We start from the raw sequence: 16,625 nt of genomic DNA, 5'->3' as shown, positions 1-16,625 counted from the left end.
TAAGCATAAGTTTTTTGAAATCAACAAATGTTAATAATATTCATCTATAGAAAAGATATTTTTGCTTTAAAACTTCTTTGGTAAATATTTTGCTAATAACTCTTGCCCCTGTTCACCTATCTCTCCTAACATCTCTTCAATCCTGTGCATAGCCAGGCGCGATGGCTTGGTGTGTCCATTTTCCCAACGATTAACTGTGGAATAAGTAACACCTAAAGATGTTGCAAACTCTTCTTGTGTCAAACCAGTGACCATACGAAGTTTAAGAATTAGCTTGCCAACTTCTGGTTGTTGAATTATTACCAAAGGGTTTTTAACCATGTAACTTAAAACACCATTGAATGTAGCAAGTGATATATATTTTGTTACATGCTAATGGTGCTAAGGCTTAATTGTAACCCGCTAATATACTATTCCTTCTGGAAGATAATCAATAAGATTCTATGTAATTACCACGTATTTATATGTATACTTTAAGTAATTATACTCATCATCAACTTAAATTTTTCAGTTCTCTAAATCTAGCTACAGGCAGTCTCGAACGCGAGTGCGCCTCGTAGAGAAGAGAAGATAATTTCATGAAATATAGGCATGACCATGATTATAAATTTGGTTCAAAAATGAGTTAAAAATATAGCGATCGCCTGTTTTTTAGGATACACCGATAAAAACACGCCCTAGTCGGGTCTTATCCTGACACAGGTAACGCAGTCACTTTCCTTGGCCTAAGAGGTTTTGCAAATTGACAAAAGCTTGGGGAATGTTTTTTAAACAGCCTTACATAGAATTGACACTAATGATAGATGTGCTTCTCTCCTGAGGGTTTTATCAAGAAAGGCAAGAGGTGGGCGGTGCGGTTTGGGGAAACTCCCAGATGCTCTCTACGAGACGCTGTGCGAACGGAGAAGACCCCTTACGAAGTTTATAGGGTCGCTAGTCGCCTGCTCTAAGAAACTCTCTTACAGTGCTGAACTCACTGCGCTAGCTCGTTCACAAAATTGAAAATTTGGTGGTTCTCCTTGACAAAAGGATTCAAACCTAGTTTGAACGGAATCTCCAATAAAATTGTCTCTTTCAATGTAATATCCGTCACATACAGTTGTCGGAATGCAGTTAACAGTGTCATAAAGAAAAGGTGAAGGTTAACCTGTAGGGTATAACTTACCTCACAGCTGCTTGCACCTCTAGCCTCAATGGATCTATCACACTCATGACTGAACTCACGCTACGCCTACAAGAGGGAGATACCGAGACAACGATCGCAGTTGATCAAGATGTATTTACAATTGGTCGTTTGCCGGAATGTAACTTGTACTTACCTTTTGCTGGAGTATCCCGCAACCATGCTCGCCTTGTGAAAACGGCTGACGGTGTATGGACTATTGAGGATCTGGGCAGCAAAAACGGGACACAAGTTAATAAATATCTTGTCAACTGTCCCCAAGAGTTACATCACGGCGATGTCATTTGGCTGGGCAATGTTAACCTGGTAGTGCTGCTCACAAGCCTTGTTTCACAATCGACACCTGAGTATCCCGGAACTTCGGACATTAATGAACAGAGAACAATCCTTCATAATGTCGAACAATTACAACAGCAATGGATTGCGGCTGATAGCAAAGATGGCAACATTAATAATAAAGACAAAACCATTGCCCGTCTCAAAGACTTAGTGGATATAGCTAAAAATCTCTGTGCGGCGGCGTCTATAGAAGAGATTTTTTCTCAGGTGCAGCAAGTGGTTTTTCGTTACCTTGATAGTATCGATCGCTTGGCATTGTTAATTGATGTCAATAGTTGCGGTCAGTTGGAATTAGTGAATGCTGCCACTAGAAACATTTCCCAACAGAAACATCTCCCCTCCGATGGTAGTTGGATTAGTCGTAGTATCTGTCAAAAGGTATTTGAGGAAAAAGTAGTTATTCAAACCGCTGATACTCATCAGGATGAACGGTTTGCTAGTGAACAGAGTATTTTGGTCAAAGGCATTCGCAGCGCGATGGCAGTGCCTTTATGGGATGAAAATAAAGTTGTGGGCGTACTGTATGCCGATGCCAATCTTTCTTCTTACCATTGGGCCAATGAAGGTGAGGAAGAACTCAGCTTTTTTTCAGCTTTAGCAAATCTTGTAGCTTCGAGCGTCCAGCGTTGGCTACTGGTAGAGAAACTCAAAACTGAAGAGATGATTCGTCACCGACTAGAACGCTATCATTCTCCAGCAGTTGTACAGCAGTTGATCTCTGTAGGCGGATTACCGGGTGGTCGTTTAGCTCCCGCTGAGAGCGAAATCAGTATTTTGTTTGCGGATTTAGTTGGTTTTACAGCAATTTCTGAACGATTAACGCCAACTGCGATCGCTAAACTATTAAATAATTTATTTGAAGAAATGCTAAAAGAAGTGTTTACTTGCGGCGGTACTTTAGATAAATATATTGGCGATTGTATCATGGCATTTTTTGGCGCTCCCGAACCGCAACCAGATCATGCCGATCGCGCCGTTGCTGCTGCCAAAGGAATGCTCACTCGTCTCGAACATCTTAATGCCAACGGTTTTTGGCATGAACCCCTGCAATTACGTATTGCTATTAATAGCGGTAAGGCTGTTGTGGGAGATGTCGGTAGTTCCCAAAGGGTAGATTATACGGCATTAGGCGCGACAATTAATCTTGCTGCTCGTATGGAAGCAGTTTGTCCCCCTAGTGAATGCGTGATTAGTGAAGCCACTCATAAAATGCTTTCACTACCTTCAGACTTTGAGGAAATGGGAGATTATCGTTTCAAAGGTATTGATCGATTAGTGAAGGTTTATCAGACAAATTTGCAGCAAGTGCCAACAATTATTGGTCATTAGTCATTGGAATGACTAATGACTAATTTATCAAGATAAATACTTAGTTAAGTTGTATATTTTATTTCCAAAATAATTGCGAAATTGTAATATTGAGCAGCTAATTTTTAGCTAAAAGACTAAAATTTGGGTGGTAGCTTCCAGAATTGATCTGTGTAACACTAGGAAGCCAACAGTCAAGCTATTTTTTAACGGGAGGTCAGGTAATGGCGATCGCCACTATTAATCCCGCCACTGGGGAAACGCTCAAAACCTTTGAGCCACTCAATGATGCAGAAATTAACGCTAAACTCGATTTGGCGAATCAGGCTTTTGAACAGTATCGTCAGACTAGTTTTTTGACGCGATCGCAATGGCTACAAAAGGCTGCCGCTATTTTAGAGCAAGACAAAGCAGAATTTGCTAAGTTAATGACTCTGGAAATGGGTAAGCCATTTAAAGCTGCGATCGCCGAAGTCGAAAAATGCGCCGTCGTCTGTCGCTACTATGCCGAATACGCCCCTGGTTTCTTGGCTGATGTCAGTGTAAAAACTGATGCCAGCCATAGTTTTGTTCGCTACCAACCAATGGGCGCAATTCTCGCGGTGATGCCGTGGAATTTCCCCTTTTGGCAAGTATTCCGCTTTGCTGCACCAGCGCTGATGGCGGGAAATGTCGGCTTACTCAAACACGCTTCCAATGTGCCGCAGTGCGCCTTGGCAATTGAAGACATTATCCGACGCGCAGGTTTTCCTGAAGGTGCTTTTCAAACTCTATTAATAGGCGCTGCGAAAGTTGCCGATTTAATGGCTGATGACCGCGTAAAAGCCGCCACCTTAACAGGAAGCGAACCAGCAGGTATGTCCCTTGCCGTCGCCGCCGGCAAACAAATTAAAAAAACAGTTTTGGAATTGGGAGGAAGCGACCCATTTATTGTGTTAGAAAGTGCTGACTTAGAAGCAGCAGTTGTCACAGCTACTACAGCACGGATGTTGAATAACGGGCAATCATGTATTGCAGCAAAACGTTTTATTGTCGCAGAAGCGATCGCAGACAAATTTGAAAAATTGCTTTTAGAAAAATTCGAGGCCCTAAAAGTAGGCGATCCTATGCAACCGGATACCGATTTAGGCCCACTGGCAACACCTGGTATTCTCCAGGATTTAAATCAACAAGTGCAATCTGCTACAAAAAGTGGTGGTAAAGTCCTCATCGGCGGACATCCTTTATCAGATCGTCCAGGGAACTTTTATCCGCCAACGATTATCATAGATATCCCGCCTGACACACCAATTGCAAAAGAAGAATTTTTTGGCCCAGTAGCTTTGTTATTCCGGGTTCCTGATATCGATGCTGCCATTAAACTCGCTAATGACAGCCCATTTGGATTAGGTGCAAGTGCTTGGACAACCAACAACCAAGAGAGCGATCGCTTGGTTGAGGAAATCGAAGCTGGTGCCGTATTTATCAACAGTATGGTCAAATCTGATCCCCGGTTGCCCTTTGGTGGTATTAAGCGTTCTGGATATGGCAGAGAATTGAGTATCCAGGGTATACATGAGTTTGTCAATGTTAAAACCGTGTGGGTGAAGTGATTAGTCATTGGTCATTAGTCATTGGTCATTAGCCAAAAAAATGACTAATGACGAAGGACAAATGACAAAGGACAAATGACTAAATAAATAGTTAGGAAATAAAATGAATACAGCAGAATTATTGGTGCAGTGCCTAGAAAATGAAGGAGTGCAATATATTTTTGGACTCCCTGGCGAAGAAAACCTGCACGTTTTGGAAGCGCTAAAACATTCTTCCATCAAATTTATTACGACTCGTCATGAACAGGGTGCAGCATTCATGGCCGATGTCTACGGACGCTTAACAGGAAAAGCCGGAGTATGTCTTTCTACTCTTGGCCCTGGGGCAACCAACTTGATGACTGGGGTAGCAGATGCTAACCTCGATGGTGCGCCTTTAGTGGCAATTACCGGTCAAGTGGGAACAGATAGAATGCACATTGAATCCCATCAATATTTAGATTTGGTGGCAATGTTTGCACCTGTTACCAAGTGGAATAAGCAGATTGTGCGACCAAGTATTACACCAGAAGTAGTGCGGAAAGCATTTAAGCGATCGCAATCCGAAAAACCTGGTGCAGTTCACATCGATTTGCCAGAAAATATTGCTGCCATGCCTGTCGAAGGCAAACCTTTGCATAAGGATAATAGCGAAAAAACTTATGCATCTTTTGCTAGCATTCGGGCAGCAGCAGCCGCAATTTGCCAAGCAGTTAACCCATTAATCTTAGTAGGAAATGGAGCAATTCGCGCTCATGCCAGTGATGCCGTAACGCAATTTGCCACCTTGCTGAATATACCTGTTGCCAATACCTTCATGGGTAAAGGTGTTATTCCTTATACACATCAATTAGCTTTGTGGTCAGTGGGATTACAGCAAAGAGATTTCATTACCTGTGGATTTGATAACACAGATTTAGTAATTGCGATCGGCTATGATTTGATTGAGTTTTCCCCGAAGAAATGGAATCGTAATGGTGAAATTCCCATTGTGCATATTGGGGTAAATCCGGCGGAGATTGATAGTAGTTATATTCCCAACGCCGAAGTTGTCGGAGATATTTCAGATTCCCTCTATGAAATCTTAAAATTAGCAGACCGACAAGGTAAACCCGATCCCTTTGCCATCAGCTTAAGGTCAGATATTCGCGCTGATTACGAACAGTACGCCCATGATGATGGATTTCCCATTAAGCCGCAAAAGTTAATTTATGACTTACGGCAAGTGATGGGCCCAGATGATATCGTCATTTCAGATGTTGGCGCACATAAAATGTGGATGGCCCGTCATTATCATTGCCATAGCCCTAATACTTGCATAATTTCCAACGGCTTCGCGGCTATGGGTATTGCCATTCCTGGCGCATTAGCAGCAAAACTTGTTCATCCTAAGCGCAAAGTCGTTGCTGTAACAGGCGATGGCGGCTTTATGATGAATTCTCAGGAATTAGAAACCGCCTTACGTGTCGGTACGCCCTTTGTCACGATAATTTTCAATGATGGTGGCTATGGATTAATTGAGTGGAAGCAAGAAAATCAATTTGGCAAAGGAAACTCATCTTTTGTGCATTTTAGCAATCCTGATTTTGTCAAATATGCCGAAAGTATGGGTTTGAAAGGCTACCGAGTTGAATCAGCTTTAGATTTGATTCCCACACTCAAAGAGGCCCTCGCTCAAGATGTACCTGCGGTGATAGATTGTCCCGTAGATTATCGGGAGAATCACCGCTTTAGTCAAAAAGCCGGTGAGTTGAGTTGTGCGGTGTAAAAAGTAGAGACGCGATTAATCGCGTCTCTACAAGAGTGATTAATCGCATCTGTATAAGAGTTAGGAGTTAGGAGTTATTTATTCCTAACTCCTTATTAATTTCTAGTCCTTTAGTGTTTTGGTAGTGGCGTGACACAACTAACATACCGCTTTACTTCACTTCATTTATATACATATTTATTCTCTTTCTTTGCGTCTTTTGCGTCCTTTGCGGTTCGTAAAAAAAACCATAAAGCTCAAAGGTTCATTCACGAGTATCAAAGACTCATTCACCAAGCTCAGAGGTTCATCGACGAAGTTCAGAGGTTCATTTACAAAGCTCAAAGGTTCATCGACAAAGCTTAGAGGTTCATTTACAAAGCTCAGAGGTTCATTGACAATGAATTAGAAGTTATTGATTCTAACTCATTACTGATTTTGACTCCTACTTAATTGTCTTCTGGTCATAATTTGTGCTTTCCTGCTCTTGGGCAATATCTTCTACTGCTTTGCATTGCCTTTTGTCAATATCTGACTTAATCATGAGTCCCTTAGTATTGAGCGCCATTTCAACTCGGTATTGACCATTTACCATATTAATAGCGGCGTAAGTTACTGTACCAAACATCATCACTCCGCAAAGTGATAAGGTAATTTGCAAAACTCCCAGTACTCGTTTCATTTTTAAAGCCTTTAATCCCTTACATTCTCATTACAACTTGGTGCTGGCTGAGAACAGAGTTGAGAAATAGTCATCGATTAGACGAGTTTTAGTTGATTATCGGTTAAGTTCAGGATGACTATAATTTCTAGAGTGCAAGGCGTTATCGCTAAACAGCTTTGCTATTTAGCTAGTATAAAAACCTGATATACTCACAGCAGTTTCTCTATGAGGAATGATGGCGCGATCGCTTCGGGTAGCCCCAGAGTATATTGATAAAGTTAGGTCAGCACTTGGGCGCAATGGCTATCACAGCCAGCAGTCTTTGGCTGCTCGCATGGAGCTTTCTCTATCCACAGTCAAAAGCTTCCTCACTGGTAAAGCTGTTGACTATCTAAATTTTGTAGAACTTACCAAAAAACTGGGGTTAAACTGGCAAGACATTGCATACCAAGAACCAGAAACTCAACCGCCTAAACCTCAACCAACTAACGGGGAAGCATCACCCTTCATAACTGGCGCACCCATTACCCAACCACGTTACTTTTTTGGGCGCGAGAAAGAATTAAAACGCCTCTTCAACTTACTCAAACGCCATCCCTTACAAAACGCCGCCATTATCGGCAAAAAGCGTAGTGGTAAAACATCCCTGTTGCACTACCTAAAAAATATCAGCACCACCCCAGCAGAACAGTTGCGTCATAGTCAAAAATCTGACTGGCTACTGCATCCAGAAAATTACCGTTGGATTTTTGTAGATTTACAAGACGCACGAATGCAAAGCCGAGAAGGACTGCTAAAGTACATCCTAGAATCAATGAAGATGCAAGTGCCGACACCTTGCGATTTAGATGATTTCATGGATGTAGTCAGCGATAATTTGCATTCTCCCACGGTCATCTTATTAGATGAGATTAGTGTTGGGTTGCAACGCTGTCCAGAATTAGATGATAGCTTTTGGGAAAGTTTGCGTTCCTTAGCGACTAACCACACAGGCGGAAATCTAGCATTTGTCTTGGCTACCCCTGAATCACCGATTGAACTAGCGCACAACACAGGACACAGTTCACCCTTTTTCAATATTTTCGGCTACATCGCATATCTGGGAGCATTGACTGAGAGAGAAGCGCGAGAATTGATAGCGAGTTCGCCCATTCCCTTCACTGACGAAGATGTAGAGTCGATTTTGACACAAAGTTGCTGCTGGCCACTGTTGTTACAAATTCTGTGTAGAGAAAGATTATTTAACTTAGAAGAAGGGGAGAATAATGATAATTGGCGTGAGGAAGGATTACGACAAATGAAACCGTTTGCTCATTTATTAGATTCATAACTAGCAGAGTAACTATGAAAGCACACCGAATTGAAACAAAGTTAACTCAAAACGGAACCTTGATTCTTGAGGATTTACCGTTTCAGGCTGGCGAAGCAGTAGAAATCATTGTTTTAGAACGTTTTCCCCAACCTTCAGAATCTAATCCTTATCCTTTACGGGGAACAGTTATTCACTATGACGATCCCTTTGAGCCTCCAGTACCTATAGAGGATTGGGAAGTCTTGCAATGATAATCTTAGATACTCATATTTGGATTTGGTGGGTAGATAATAATCAACGACTAAACCAGAAATATCGAGATTGGATTGAAGAATATCAATCTCAAGGACTAGGAGTCAGCATTATTTCTTGTTGGGAAATTGCCAAACTGCTTGAGAATCGCAAACTTGCTTTTTCAATTTCAGTTGACGAGTGGATAACAGCAGCTTTAGCTTATCCAGGAGTGCAGCTACTCGAACTGACAATTCCAATTATCCTTGAATCAACCAAACTCACAGGTTTTCACAAAGATCCATCTGACCAAATCATTGTAGCCACCGCCAGAATTTACGACTGTGCGTTACTCACGGCTGACGCAAAAATTCTGGCATATTCTGGGGTGCAAACTCTCAGAAAGTGAAAGAAAAGTTTGCGTTGCTGAACTAACCTATGAATTATTCTTTGCGTCTTTGCACTTTTGCGTGAAACTCTTTAACATCCTGATTCAGCAAAGCCGAGTATTAAATAGGAGTGTGCGATGTGCGACTTATTCTTAAAACCCCTCTCCAAACCTCTCCCCGAAGCGGGGAGAGGCTTTAAGTCTTGCTCCCCTTCTCTTGTAGGGAAGGGGCTGGGGGTTAGGTTTGAGAGAAAGCTATACACCGCGCTAGGAGTGCAAAAACGTTGACTTCACCACAACTACCCCCCAACGCCTACACCGATGCACCCCAGCAGCACCCCAACTTAATACTCGGTAGCTTGCAACTACTTTTCTGGCTTTTTTTTCGCCCCTCAGCATGGCGTAACCATCTCAAGCGCATTGACCCTATTTTAGACACCGACTCCTCGCTGATTATCTTGTTGAGACAAGGGCGATGGCGAAACCTTTGGCGAAACCTTGCTCTGTGGCGGCTGTTCATCCAGGGATTCTTTATCTTACCTATCCTGCCTAACTTATTATTGGGCTTGGTGGTGTGGGCATTGGGTGAACCAATCGCAAATATAGCTTTTCGCGTAGCGTTCGGCGTGGCGGTAGGCGTGGCGGTAGGCGTGCTGTTGAGCGTGGAGGCAGGCGTAGCGTTCGGCGTGGCGGTAGGCGTGCTGTTGAGCGTGGTGGGAGGCGTAGCGTTCGGCGTGGTGGGAGGCGTGGAGGTAGGCGTGGAGGTAGGCGTAGCGTTCGGCGTGGTGGTAGGCGTAGCGTTCGGCGTGGTGGGAGGCGTGGGGGTAGGCGTGGTGGGACGCGTGGTGCTGGTGCTAGGCGTGGTGCTAGGCTTGCCGGTAGTCTTCGTGGCGGTAGGCGTGGGAGGCAGTATCAATTCATGGCGGCCTGTTTTATCCTTTCCATTTCTCATTCTTTGGAATTCTTTGCTTTATAGATTAGACAAAGGGCGTAATGGTAAAAGCCCTTGTTTATTGCGCTTTCACTCCGCCTTTTGGGATGAGTGGCAGCGTTTATATCTGCCTGGTTTGGATAAACATCTCCTTTTTATAATCGAAAATAACCCAGTTGAAAGCGAAGCTGCTTTAGAATATCTCACTACCAGCCCCCAGCGCTGGGCGGCTCAAGCTGCACAAATTGAACTGGATGCACGCAGTTTACAAGGCTGTACCGATGTGGAAGCTATTCGTAACGCTCATCGCAGTCTGGTAATTGACGAACTAAGGAGTGAAGTTACCCCTCTACTAGAAATCTTTAGCGGTATCAGTGAAAATGTAGATGCTGCACTCAATCAAGCAAGCACTTATAACCAACGCTTACTCCTCAGAGATGTTGCAGATAAATTAAATCTACAGTTGGAAAATTTCGCTCGTAGCAGCGACAAATACACAGTCCGTTTCTATCCCATTATCAAAAGTTGGCGTGAGATAGTAACTAAGTATATAGATGAACTGGCTAAAATTACTGAATTGCGCCAAGAAATTGACTCGCCTTACATTACTGGGAATCCCATTACACTAGAGCAAGAAATTTTCACGGGGCGCGATGACATCGGCTTACGCATCGAGCAACTACTGCGCGATCGCCGTCGTCCACCTCTGCTACTATATGGTCAGCGACGCATGGGTAAAACTTCCCTCCTCAATAACATCGGAAAATTACTACCTAGTAACATCATCCCCATGTTTGTAGACTTGCAAGGCGCACCTTCATCAGCTAGTGACCATGCAGGTTTTCTCTACAATCTGGCTAGAGATATGGAGAAGTCAGCGAAAAAACAAGGTGTAATTCTACCGTCCCTAGCCCGCGAAGTGTTAAAATCTGACCCCTTCACCTATTTCTATGAATGGCTAGATAAAGTAGAACAGGCTCTAGAACAAAATACCGCCTTACTAGCGCTAGATGAATTCGAGGTGCTAGACAACGCCATAGCCAAAGGTCGTTTTTATGAACAGGATGTTTTGGGGATGCTGCGTCACCTCATCCAACATCGTCCCCGCTTCAAGGTGTTACTGGCTGGCTCTCATCCTATCGCAGAATATCAGTGCTGGGCTAGTTATCTGATTAATGTCCAAGTAGTGCATATCTCCTACCTCAAAGAAACGGAAGCACGACAATTAATTGAACGTCCCGTCAAAGATTTTACTCTCCGCTATGAACCCAACGCTGTTGAGCGAGTACTGCAACTCACGCGCTGTCACCCATTCTTAGTACAACTACTCTGTGCAGAAATTATTGTCCTCAAAAACGAACAAGACCCCTCTATCCGGCGATTGGCAACTTTCGCTGATGTGGAAGCAGGGATACCAGAAGCTTTAAAAAGTGGCAGCTTTTTCTTTGCTGACATTCAAAACAACCAAGTAGACGCTACTGGACAAGCTATTTTACGTTTTATCGCCGCTCAAGGGGAAGGGGCTATGGTTAGCCGCCAAACTCTATCGCAACAGTTTTCCGATGCTAATATTACTCTCAACTTGCTGTTGCAACGTGAGTTAATTGAGGAAATTGACGACGGCTATGGCTTCCAAGTGGAGTTGATTCGTCGCTGGTTTGTTTGAATCATGTCCGGTAAGTTAACCTATGATACGTCATTGTGAGTCAAGCGATCGCGGAGCATCTCGTTGGCGTAGCTTCTCGTAGAGAAGAGAAGCAATCGCAAGGATGTTGGGATTGCTTCGCTCCGCTCGCAATGACAAGTATTCAGCCAGGGATGATATAAAAGACTCATTAACGGAGTTCAAAGACTCATTCACGAGTATCAAAGACTCGTTGACGGAGTTCAAAGACTCGTTCACGAGTATCAAAGACTCGTTGACGCAGTTCAAAGGCTCATTCACGAGTATCAAAGACTCGTTGACGGAGTTCAAAGACTCGTTCACGAGTATCAAAGACTCGTTGACGGAGTTCAAAGACTCATTCACGAGTATCAAAGACTCGTTAACGGAGTTCAAAGACTCGTTGACGGAGTTCAAAGACTCATCTGAGCTTAACTATTCGTCGCCCAGAGTTTTTATTTACCAAACCGACGCTCTATATCATCTGCCTGGGAACCGCCGCGAACTGAGTTAATCCGTAACGAGGTCTTATCTTTAGAAATGTTATACGTTAAAGGCTTTGTCTTAGATATTCGCGCTTCACCCTCTTTGACCAAAGTCTGGGGTGGATACTTAATAATTAAAGCTTTAATTGCCTCAATCCGTTTGGGTACTGCTGGATGAGTTGTATCAAATTCAGAACCAGGAGTTTGAGCCAAAACCTGCATCACTCTCAAACATCCTTCTGGTTCAAAGCCTGCTTTCACAGAATTTATGTAGCCAATTTCATCAGCTTCAAACTCTTGTTGTCGTTCTTGTTCTGCTAAACGCTGTTCTAACTCTTTTTTCTTTTTCTCGACAATCTCATTAATGCGTTGCTGTGATTCTACTTGTCGTTGAGTGCCTTGATTGCCAAGAACTGAACCCAGCAAACCACCAAAAGTTCCTCCGACTACACGATTCACAACGGCACCGCCAACTGTAGCAGCTGTTGACTCTTGGTTTGCAGCTTCTCTTTCTCCCAGTACTTCTTTGGTTGCTTCTTCCTGAATTTTGGCAATCAACTCAGTTCTTTGAGCTGCACCAACAGCGATGTGACGTTTAGTGTGATGACCCATTTCATGAGCAACTACACAAGCTAATGCTGAGGAATCACCAGCTAACTGGTCAAGTATGCCATCGTAAATGGCAACCAAATTAACGTCACTTGCAAATGCATTGACATCATACTTGGGAACAGCCACAACCCGCCAAGGACGATTATCTAATTCGTTGGCACGCGCTACTCTATCTATGACGCGATAGAGAGTATAAAAATCTTCAGGTAATTCTTTCTTAGCTTGCTGGTAAATTGTTGTAGCTGTGGGTGCTGGTTTCTTCTGTTGGACTGGTTTAGCCCAGACTGGTAGCGTTGCAGTGAACAAAAGTAGTCCCAAGGAGCTAGTAGTTAGCAGTGTTCTGTTCCAGTTAAGCATTATTGTTGATATCGCTGTGATACAAGGATGATTTTTATACAATAATGCAAAATAGATTTTGTGTAAATTGAAGATTTACAAAGGTACTACAAAACAAAGTCCGCCTGAGCGGACTTCGGTCTGTTGGCGTTAGCGACTGTAGCCATGTCAGTCGCACGGCGTAGGCATAGCCTGTCGTAGACATCGCTACTCAGACATAGAAGTTAGAATACACTTGCATCAGACTTGGGTAGATATTTACTGCTTGTGCTGGCGTAATTGCTCTACTATATAATCTTCCAGTTCTTGTCTTTCTCTGTTACTGGCATTTCGTTGATAAGTTCTTCCTGTTTCTTGAATAAACTTGCGTTTCTCGCTTGGAGAAGATTTGAGTTTACCTCCAGTGCCTTGGAGCTTTTGCTGTAATTCTTCCCAAGTCTTTTCCCCCACACTTTCACCTAGTTTGACCAGTACCTTTGGTAGTAATATTTTTGCCTCTCTTTGAAAATCGTCTTCTGTCTCAAGGGAAGCTAAATCTATATTGCTGAAGTCGATATCGATTTGAAACTTACTCATAGAATTGTCTTTGTCTTTTAACGATTGTTACCACAATGAGGAGAAGATAGGTTTTACTTTCTTGTAAATCCTAGATAGGATACGAAGATAGCATGATTGAGCAGCTAGTAGATGGCAGGTTGTATTGGATCTGTTAACCCAACACTGACAAGTATTGCCAATGCTTTGCGCGTGGGTGTTTGCCTGCTGAAACCTATGAAATCAACTATATGGAAGCTTTCGTCACGAATTTGACGAGTGTACTTGCGACAGCAGTTGATATCTTCACTGGTATTATTATTGGTATCGCTGTTTTGGAAGCTGTAGTCAAGATCCTGGTTTTTTTCTTCAGCCGCCGTAAAAAGCTGAACGAGGCTAAAGAGGAAATTCGGCTAGGGTTGGGTATGTGGCTGGCTCTTTCCCTTGAGTTTGCATTGGCTGCTGACATTTTACGTAGCACGATCGCTCCAACTTGGGACGAAATTGGTAAACTAGCTGCTATCATTGCGCTACGAACAATTCTGAATTTCTTTTTGGCAAAAGAAATTGAGCAAGCAAAGAATAAAAAGAACAATATCAAGGATGAATCTTTTTAATTTCTCAGTATGGGCTTTTTTGAACTCGTCAAACTCAGGTAATTTTAGTAGCCTAAGCTGTAACTCTTACCATTGCAGATGTAGCGATCGCAACAACTAATGTTGGTTATTTTCTAGGTTTGTTTCAGCCGATTTGTGGCAGAACATTAAAACAAGTTAAGTGAAACCCAACATTATATTAGGTTAACGTTGGGTTTCAGAGCATTCAACTAGCCTGATTATTCGGCGGTATTTCTTCCGGTATTTCTTCCGGTGGTGCTTCCGCTGGCGGAGCGAGTACCGCATCTGGAGCAATTTCTTCTACAGGAATCGGTTGCTTGTCCTCAACTTCAAAATCTGGTTGCGCTGCTTCCACCAATTCCCAGGATGGGGGATTTGGTGGAATTGCTTCGGGCACACTCTCGGTTTTTGCTTCAGTATCAGTTGTAACTGTCTCCTCTGCTGGTTGTTCTGGTATGACAGTAGTTTTGTCGATAATCTCAACAACAGGTTTCTCTGCTAGTACAGAGGTAATATCTTCAGGTTTGGGGGTTGTAGGTGTTTTTTTACTCACAGTCTGTTGCACCTTGTCTTTCACGCCACTGAAGGTGCTACCAAGACCCTGTTGCAACTGACCCAGCCGTTCCTGAAGGGACAACTTATTTACCTGTTCCTGAATGCCAGTTTTCACCGTCTCAGGACTGGGTACTTGGGTTTGTTGTGCTTGCGGGGTAAGTTGCCGACGTAATGATAGAGTTTGCCAGCCAAACCAGACTAAAAGAGCCACACTAGCCACATGACCCAGCAACAAACCCCCAGAAATGCGTGGTGCAAACACCCATAATACTAAGGCGTAGAACAGTCCTACACCACTCCAGATAAAGTCATTCTTGCGGTGGATTTCTGGGAAAAAGAAAGCTGCTATGTAAATGGCTAAACTACCAAGACCGACCACCAAAGCTAGGATATATGCCAGCATTATTTGGTTACTCCTTACTGCGTCCTTTGACTATTTAAATTTTGCAAATTTTGCCAGTCAATTGTTGATTTAGATACAATTTAAAATTAATTATCCGTGTTAGTTGTGGATTTTTGCCCTTTATTCAAGTCTTAAGGTCTTCTTTAGGGGAGAACGGAAAATATCGGACTACCCTTAAAGGTAAAAGGATCTGCAAGAGTTAGCCAGAAATTTTTTATGACACTACAAAGCTTTGGTGTGATTGGATTAGCCGTTATGGGTGAGAACATCGCTCTAAACGTGGAGCGCAATGGCTTCCCAATTGCAGTTTACAACCGCTCCCGAGAAAAAACGGATGCGTTTATGGCGCAGCGTGCGCCAGGACGGAACGTCAAAGCCGCCTTTACCTTGGAAGAATTCGTCGCCTCATTGGAACGTCCCCGCAAAATCCTAGTAATGGTGCAAGCTGGTAAGCCAGTGGATGCGGTGATTGCTCAACTCAAACCCTTGTTAGACGAAGGCGATATCATTATCGACGGTGGCAACTCTTGGTTTGAAGATACGGAACGACGCACTCAGGAATTAGAACCCGCTGGGCTTCGGTATCTTGGTATGGGTGTCAGTGGCGGTGAAGAAGGGGCACTAAATGGCCCATCTCTGATGCCTGGAGGTACAACAAGCTCTTACGAGTTTCTATCACCAATTTTCAACAAAATTGCTGCCCAAGTCGATGATGGCCCTTGTGTAACCTACATTGGCCCTGGTGGTTCTGGCCATTATGTCAAAATGGTACACAACGGCATTGAGTACGGCGATATGCAGCTAATTGCTGAAGCCTACGACTTACTGAAAAATGTCGTTGGATTAGACCATAATCAGCTACATGAGGTGTTTGCTGAATGGAACACCACCGATGAACTCGATTCATTTTTGATTGAGATTACGAAGAATATCTTCCCATATCTTGACCCAGAAACAAATCTACCCCTGGTGGATTTGATTGTTGACGCAGCAGGTCAAAAGGGAACTGGACGCTGGACTGTGCAAACTGCATTGGAATTGGGAGTCTCTATTCCCACAATTACAGCAGCAGTTAATGCCCGAATTATCTCTTCTATTAAAGAGGAGCGGGTTGCAGCATCTAAAGTCCTCACAGGTCCCAGTGGCAAGTATGACGGGCAAACTAAGGACTTTATCAATAAAGTACGCGATGCTCTCTATTGCTCAAAAATCTGTTCTTATGCTCAAGGGATGGCGTTGCTATCCACAGCTTCAAAAACATATAACTGGAATTTGGATCTGGGCGAAATGGCGCGGATTTGGAAAGGTGGTTGTATTATTCGCGCTCGCTTTTTGAATAAGATTAAGAAGGCTTTTACCGAAAATCCAGCTTTGCCTAACTTGCTGTTAGCTCCCGAATTTAAGCAGACAATTCTCGACAGACAGACTGCTTGGCGGGAAGTGATTGCGACAGCCGCAACACTGGGAATTCCAGTACCTGCGTTTAGCGCATCCTTGGATTACTTTGACAGCTATCGCCGCGATCGCTTGCCTCAAAACCTGACTCAAGCACAACGCGACTACTTTGGCGCACATACTTACCTGCGTCTTGATAAGCCCGGAAGTTTCCACACCGAATGGGTACCCATTGCTGAAGCTGGGAAGTAAAGTTTCATACATCTAAAGTCTCAATTTATTGGGAAAGTTTAGACTGTTTCAGAATATATATTACAAGTGGCTCTGAGTTTCAGAGTCATTTTTTTTAAC

The 16,625-nt window shown here is 43.3% G+C and carries 15 protein-coding genes; 9 read left to right on the top strand and 6 right to left on the bottom strand.

What is annotated here, in order from left to right:
• Positions 1–66: 66 nt before the first annotated feature.
• Positions 67–321 (bottom strand): helix-turn-helix domain-containing protein, encoded by a 255-nt coding sequence (locus RM347_RS15890; RefSeq protein ID WP_322719378.1) that lies wholly within the window; start codon positions 319–321, stop codon positions 67–69.
• Positions 322–1,210: 889 nt separating this feature from the next.
• On the opposite strand from RM347_RS15890, the gene RM347_RS15885 reads away from it, so the two are divergent.
• The 3 genes from RM347_RS15885 to RM347_RS15875 all read left to right on the top strand — a co-directional run bounded on the left by RM347_RS15885 (position 1,211) and on the right by RM347_RS15875 (position 6,169).
• Positions 1,211–2,851 carry an adenylate/guanylate cyclase domain-containing protein gene (locus RM347_RS15885; RefSeq protein ID WP_322719379.1) on the top strand — a complete coding sequence of 547 codons (1,641 nt, stop codon included), beginning with the start codon at positions 1,211–1,213 and terminating at the stop codon, positions 2,849–2,851.
• Between the two features lie 203 nt (positions 2,852–3,054).
• A complete protein-coding gene (locus RM347_RS15880; RefSeq protein ID WP_322719380.1) occupies positions 3,055–4,422 on the top strand; it encodes an NAD-dependent succinate-semialdehyde dehydrogenase in 1,368 nt (455 codons plus the stop codon).
• A 103-nt stretch (positions 4,423–4,525) separates the two neighbouring features.
• Complete coding sequence (locus RM347_RS15875) at positions 4,526–6,169, top strand: acetolactate synthase large subunit (RefSeq protein WP_322719381.1); 1,644 nt, start codon at positions 4,526–4,528, stop codon at positions 6,167–6,169.
• A gap of 424 nt (positions 6,170–6,593) precedes the next feature.
• On the opposite strand, the gene RM347_RS15870 is transcribed toward RM347_RS15875, so the two are convergent.
• On the bottom strand, positions 6,594–6,830 hold the full coding sequence (locus RM347_RS15870; RefSeq protein WP_322719382.1) for a hypothetical protein: 237 nt from the start codon (positions 6,828–6,830) through the stop codon (positions 6,594–6,596).
• A gap of 214 nt (positions 6,831–7,044) precedes the next feature.
• Between RM347_RS15870 and RM347_RS15865 the strand changes: the two genes are divergently transcribed.
• From RM347_RS15865 to RM347_RS15850, 4 genes are all read left to right on the top strand, one after another.
• On the top strand, positions 7,045–8,142 hold the full coding sequence (locus RM347_RS15865; RefSeq protein WP_322719383.1) for an ATP-binding protein: 1,098 nt from the start codon (positions 7,045–7,047) through the stop codon (positions 8,140–8,142).
• 14 nt (positions 8,143–8,156) lie between these two features.
• The gene (locus RM347_RS15860) at positions 8,157–8,375 is read left to right on the top strand and encodes a hypothetical protein (RefSeq protein WP_322719384.1); all 219 of its coding nucleotides are present in this window, start codon (positions 8,157–8,159) and stop codon (positions 8,373–8,375) included.
• Positions 8,372–8,764, top strand: coding sequence for a type II toxin-antitoxin system VapC family toxin (locus RM347_RS15855; protein WP_322719385.1), 393 nt, complete (start codon positions 8,372–8,374; stop codon positions 8,762–8,764). Before RM347_RS15860 ends, RM347_RS15855 begins: the two co-directional genes overlap by 4 nt.
• A 263-nt stretch (positions 8,765–9,027) precedes the next feature.
• Positions 9,028–11,340: an AAA family ATPase gene (locus RM347_RS15850; protein WP_322719386.1), complete on the top strand. Its 2,313-nt coding sequence runs from the start codon at positions 9,028–9,030 to the stop codon at positions 11,338–11,340.
• Positions 11,341–11,370: 30 nt separating this feature from the next.
• Here the strand turns inward: RM347_RS15850 and RM347_RS15845 are convergent, their stop codons facing one another.
• The 3 genes from RM347_RS15845 to RM347_RS15835 all read right to left on the bottom strand — a co-directional run bounded on the left by RM347_RS15845 (position 11,371) and on the right by RM347_RS15835 (position 13,346).
• The gene (locus RM347_RS15845) at positions 11,371–11,577 is read right to left on the bottom strand and encodes a hypothetical protein (RefSeq protein WP_322719387.1); all 207 of its coding nucleotides are present in this window, start codon (positions 11,575–11,577) and stop codon (positions 11,371–11,373) included.
• A gap of 215 nt (positions 11,578–11,792) precedes the next feature.
• A complete protein-coding gene (locus tag RM347_RS15840; RefSeq protein WP_322719388.1) occupies positions 11,793–12,791 on the bottom strand; it encodes a M48 family metallopeptidase in 999 nt (332 codons plus the stop codon).
• A gap of 237 nt (positions 12,792–13,028) precedes the next feature.
• Positions 13,029–13,346, bottom strand: a complete 318-nt coding sequence (locus RM347_RS15835) for a hypothetical protein (RefSeq protein WP_322719389.1) — start codon at positions 13,344–13,346, stop codon at positions 13,029–13,031.
• 209 nt (positions 13,347–13,555) lie between these two features.
• On the opposite strand from RM347_RS15835, the gene RM347_RS15830 reads away from it, so the two are divergent.
• Positions 13,556–13,921, top strand: a complete 366-nt coding sequence (locus tag RM347_RS15830) for a DUF1622 domain-containing protein (protein ID WP_322719390.1) — start codon at positions 13,556–13,558, stop codon at positions 13,919–13,921.
• A 205-nt stretch (positions 13,922–14,126) separates the two neighbouring features.
• Here the strand turns inward: RM347_RS15830 and RM347_RS15825 are convergent, their stop codons facing one another.
• Positions 14,127–14,879: a Ycf66 family protein gene (locus RM347_RS15825; protein ID WP_322719391.1), complete on the bottom strand. Its 753-nt coding sequence runs from the start codon at positions 14,877–14,879 to the stop codon at positions 14,127–14,129.
• A 216-nt stretch (positions 14,880–15,095) separates the two neighbouring features.
• On the opposite strand from RM347_RS15825, the gene gndA reads away from it, so the two are divergent.
• Positions 15,096–16,526 carry an NADP-dependent phosphogluconate dehydrogenase gene (gene gndA, locus RM347_RS15820; protein WP_322719392.1) on the top strand — a complete coding sequence of 477 codons (1,431 nt, stop codon included), beginning with the start codon at positions 15,096–15,098 and terminating at the stop codon, positions 16,524–16,526.
• The last annotated feature ends 99 nt before the right edge of the window (positions 16,527–16,625 follow it).

Origin of the sequence: Nostoc sp. ChiQUE02 (assembly GCF_034531305.2) — a bacterium.
GTDB lineage: Bacteria > Cyanobacteriota > Cyanobacteriia > Cyanobacteriales > Nostocaceae > Nostoc.
Note: the sequence above shows the minus strand (reverse complement) of the source record. Positions and strands in the feature narration are given on the sequence as shown.

What these genes read in the sequence shown, in the direction of transcription:
- RM347_RS15890 (WP_322719378.1), bottom strand. Translation starts at nt 321, where the DNA reads ATGGTTAAAAACCCTTTGGTAATAATTCAACAACCAGAAGTTGGCAAG.
- RM347_RS15885 (WP_322719379.1), top strand. Translation starts at nt 1,211, where the DNA reads ATGACTGAACTCACGCTACGCCTACAAGAGGGAGATACCGAGACAACG.
- RM347_RS15880 (WP_322719380.1), top strand. Translation starts at nt 3,055, where the DNA reads ATGGCGATCGCCACTATTAATCCCGCCACTGGGGAAACGCTCAAAACC.
- RM347_RS15875 (WP_322719381.1), top strand. Translation starts at nt 4,526, where the DNA reads ATGAATACAGCAGAATTATTGGTGCAGTGCCTAGAAAATGAAGGAGTG.
- RM347_RS15870 (WP_322719382.1), bottom strand. Translation starts at nt 6,830, where the DNA reads ATGAAACGAGTACTGGGAGTTTTGCAAATTACCTTATCACTTTGCGGA.
- RM347_RS15865 (WP_322719383.1), top strand. Translation starts at nt 7,045, where the DNA reads ATGATGGCGCGATCGCTTCGGGTAGCCCCAGAGTATATTGATAAAGTT.
- RM347_RS15860 (WP_322719384.1), top strand. Translation starts at nt 8,157, where the DNA reads ATGAAAGCACACCGAATTGAAACAAAGTTAACTCAAAACGGAACCTTG.
- RM347_RS15855 (WP_322719385.1), top strand. Translation starts at nt 8,372, where the DNA reads ATGATAATCTTAGATACTCATATTTGGATTTGGTGGGTAGATAATAAT.
- RM347_RS15840 (WP_322719388.1), bottom strand. Translation starts at nt 12,791, where the DNA reads ATGCTTAACTGGAACAGAACACTGCTAACTACTAGCTCCTTGGGACTA.
- RM347_RS15835 (WP_322719389.1), bottom strand. Translation starts at nt 13,346, where the DNA reads ATGAGTAAGTTTCAAATCGATATCGACTTCAGCAATATAGATTTAGCT.
- RM347_RS15830 (WP_322719390.1), top strand. Translation starts at nt 13,556, where the DNA reads ATGGAAGCTTTCGTCACGAATTTGACGAGTGTACTTGCGACAGCAGTT.
- RM347_RS15825 (WP_322719391.1), bottom strand. Translation starts at nt 14,879, where the DNA reads ATGCTGGCATATATCCTAGCTTTGGTGGTCGGTCTTGGTAGTTTAGCC.
- gndA (WP_322719392.1), top strand. Translation starts at nt 15,096, where the DNA reads ATGACACTACAAAGCTTTGGTGTGATTGGATTAGCCGTTATGGGTGAG.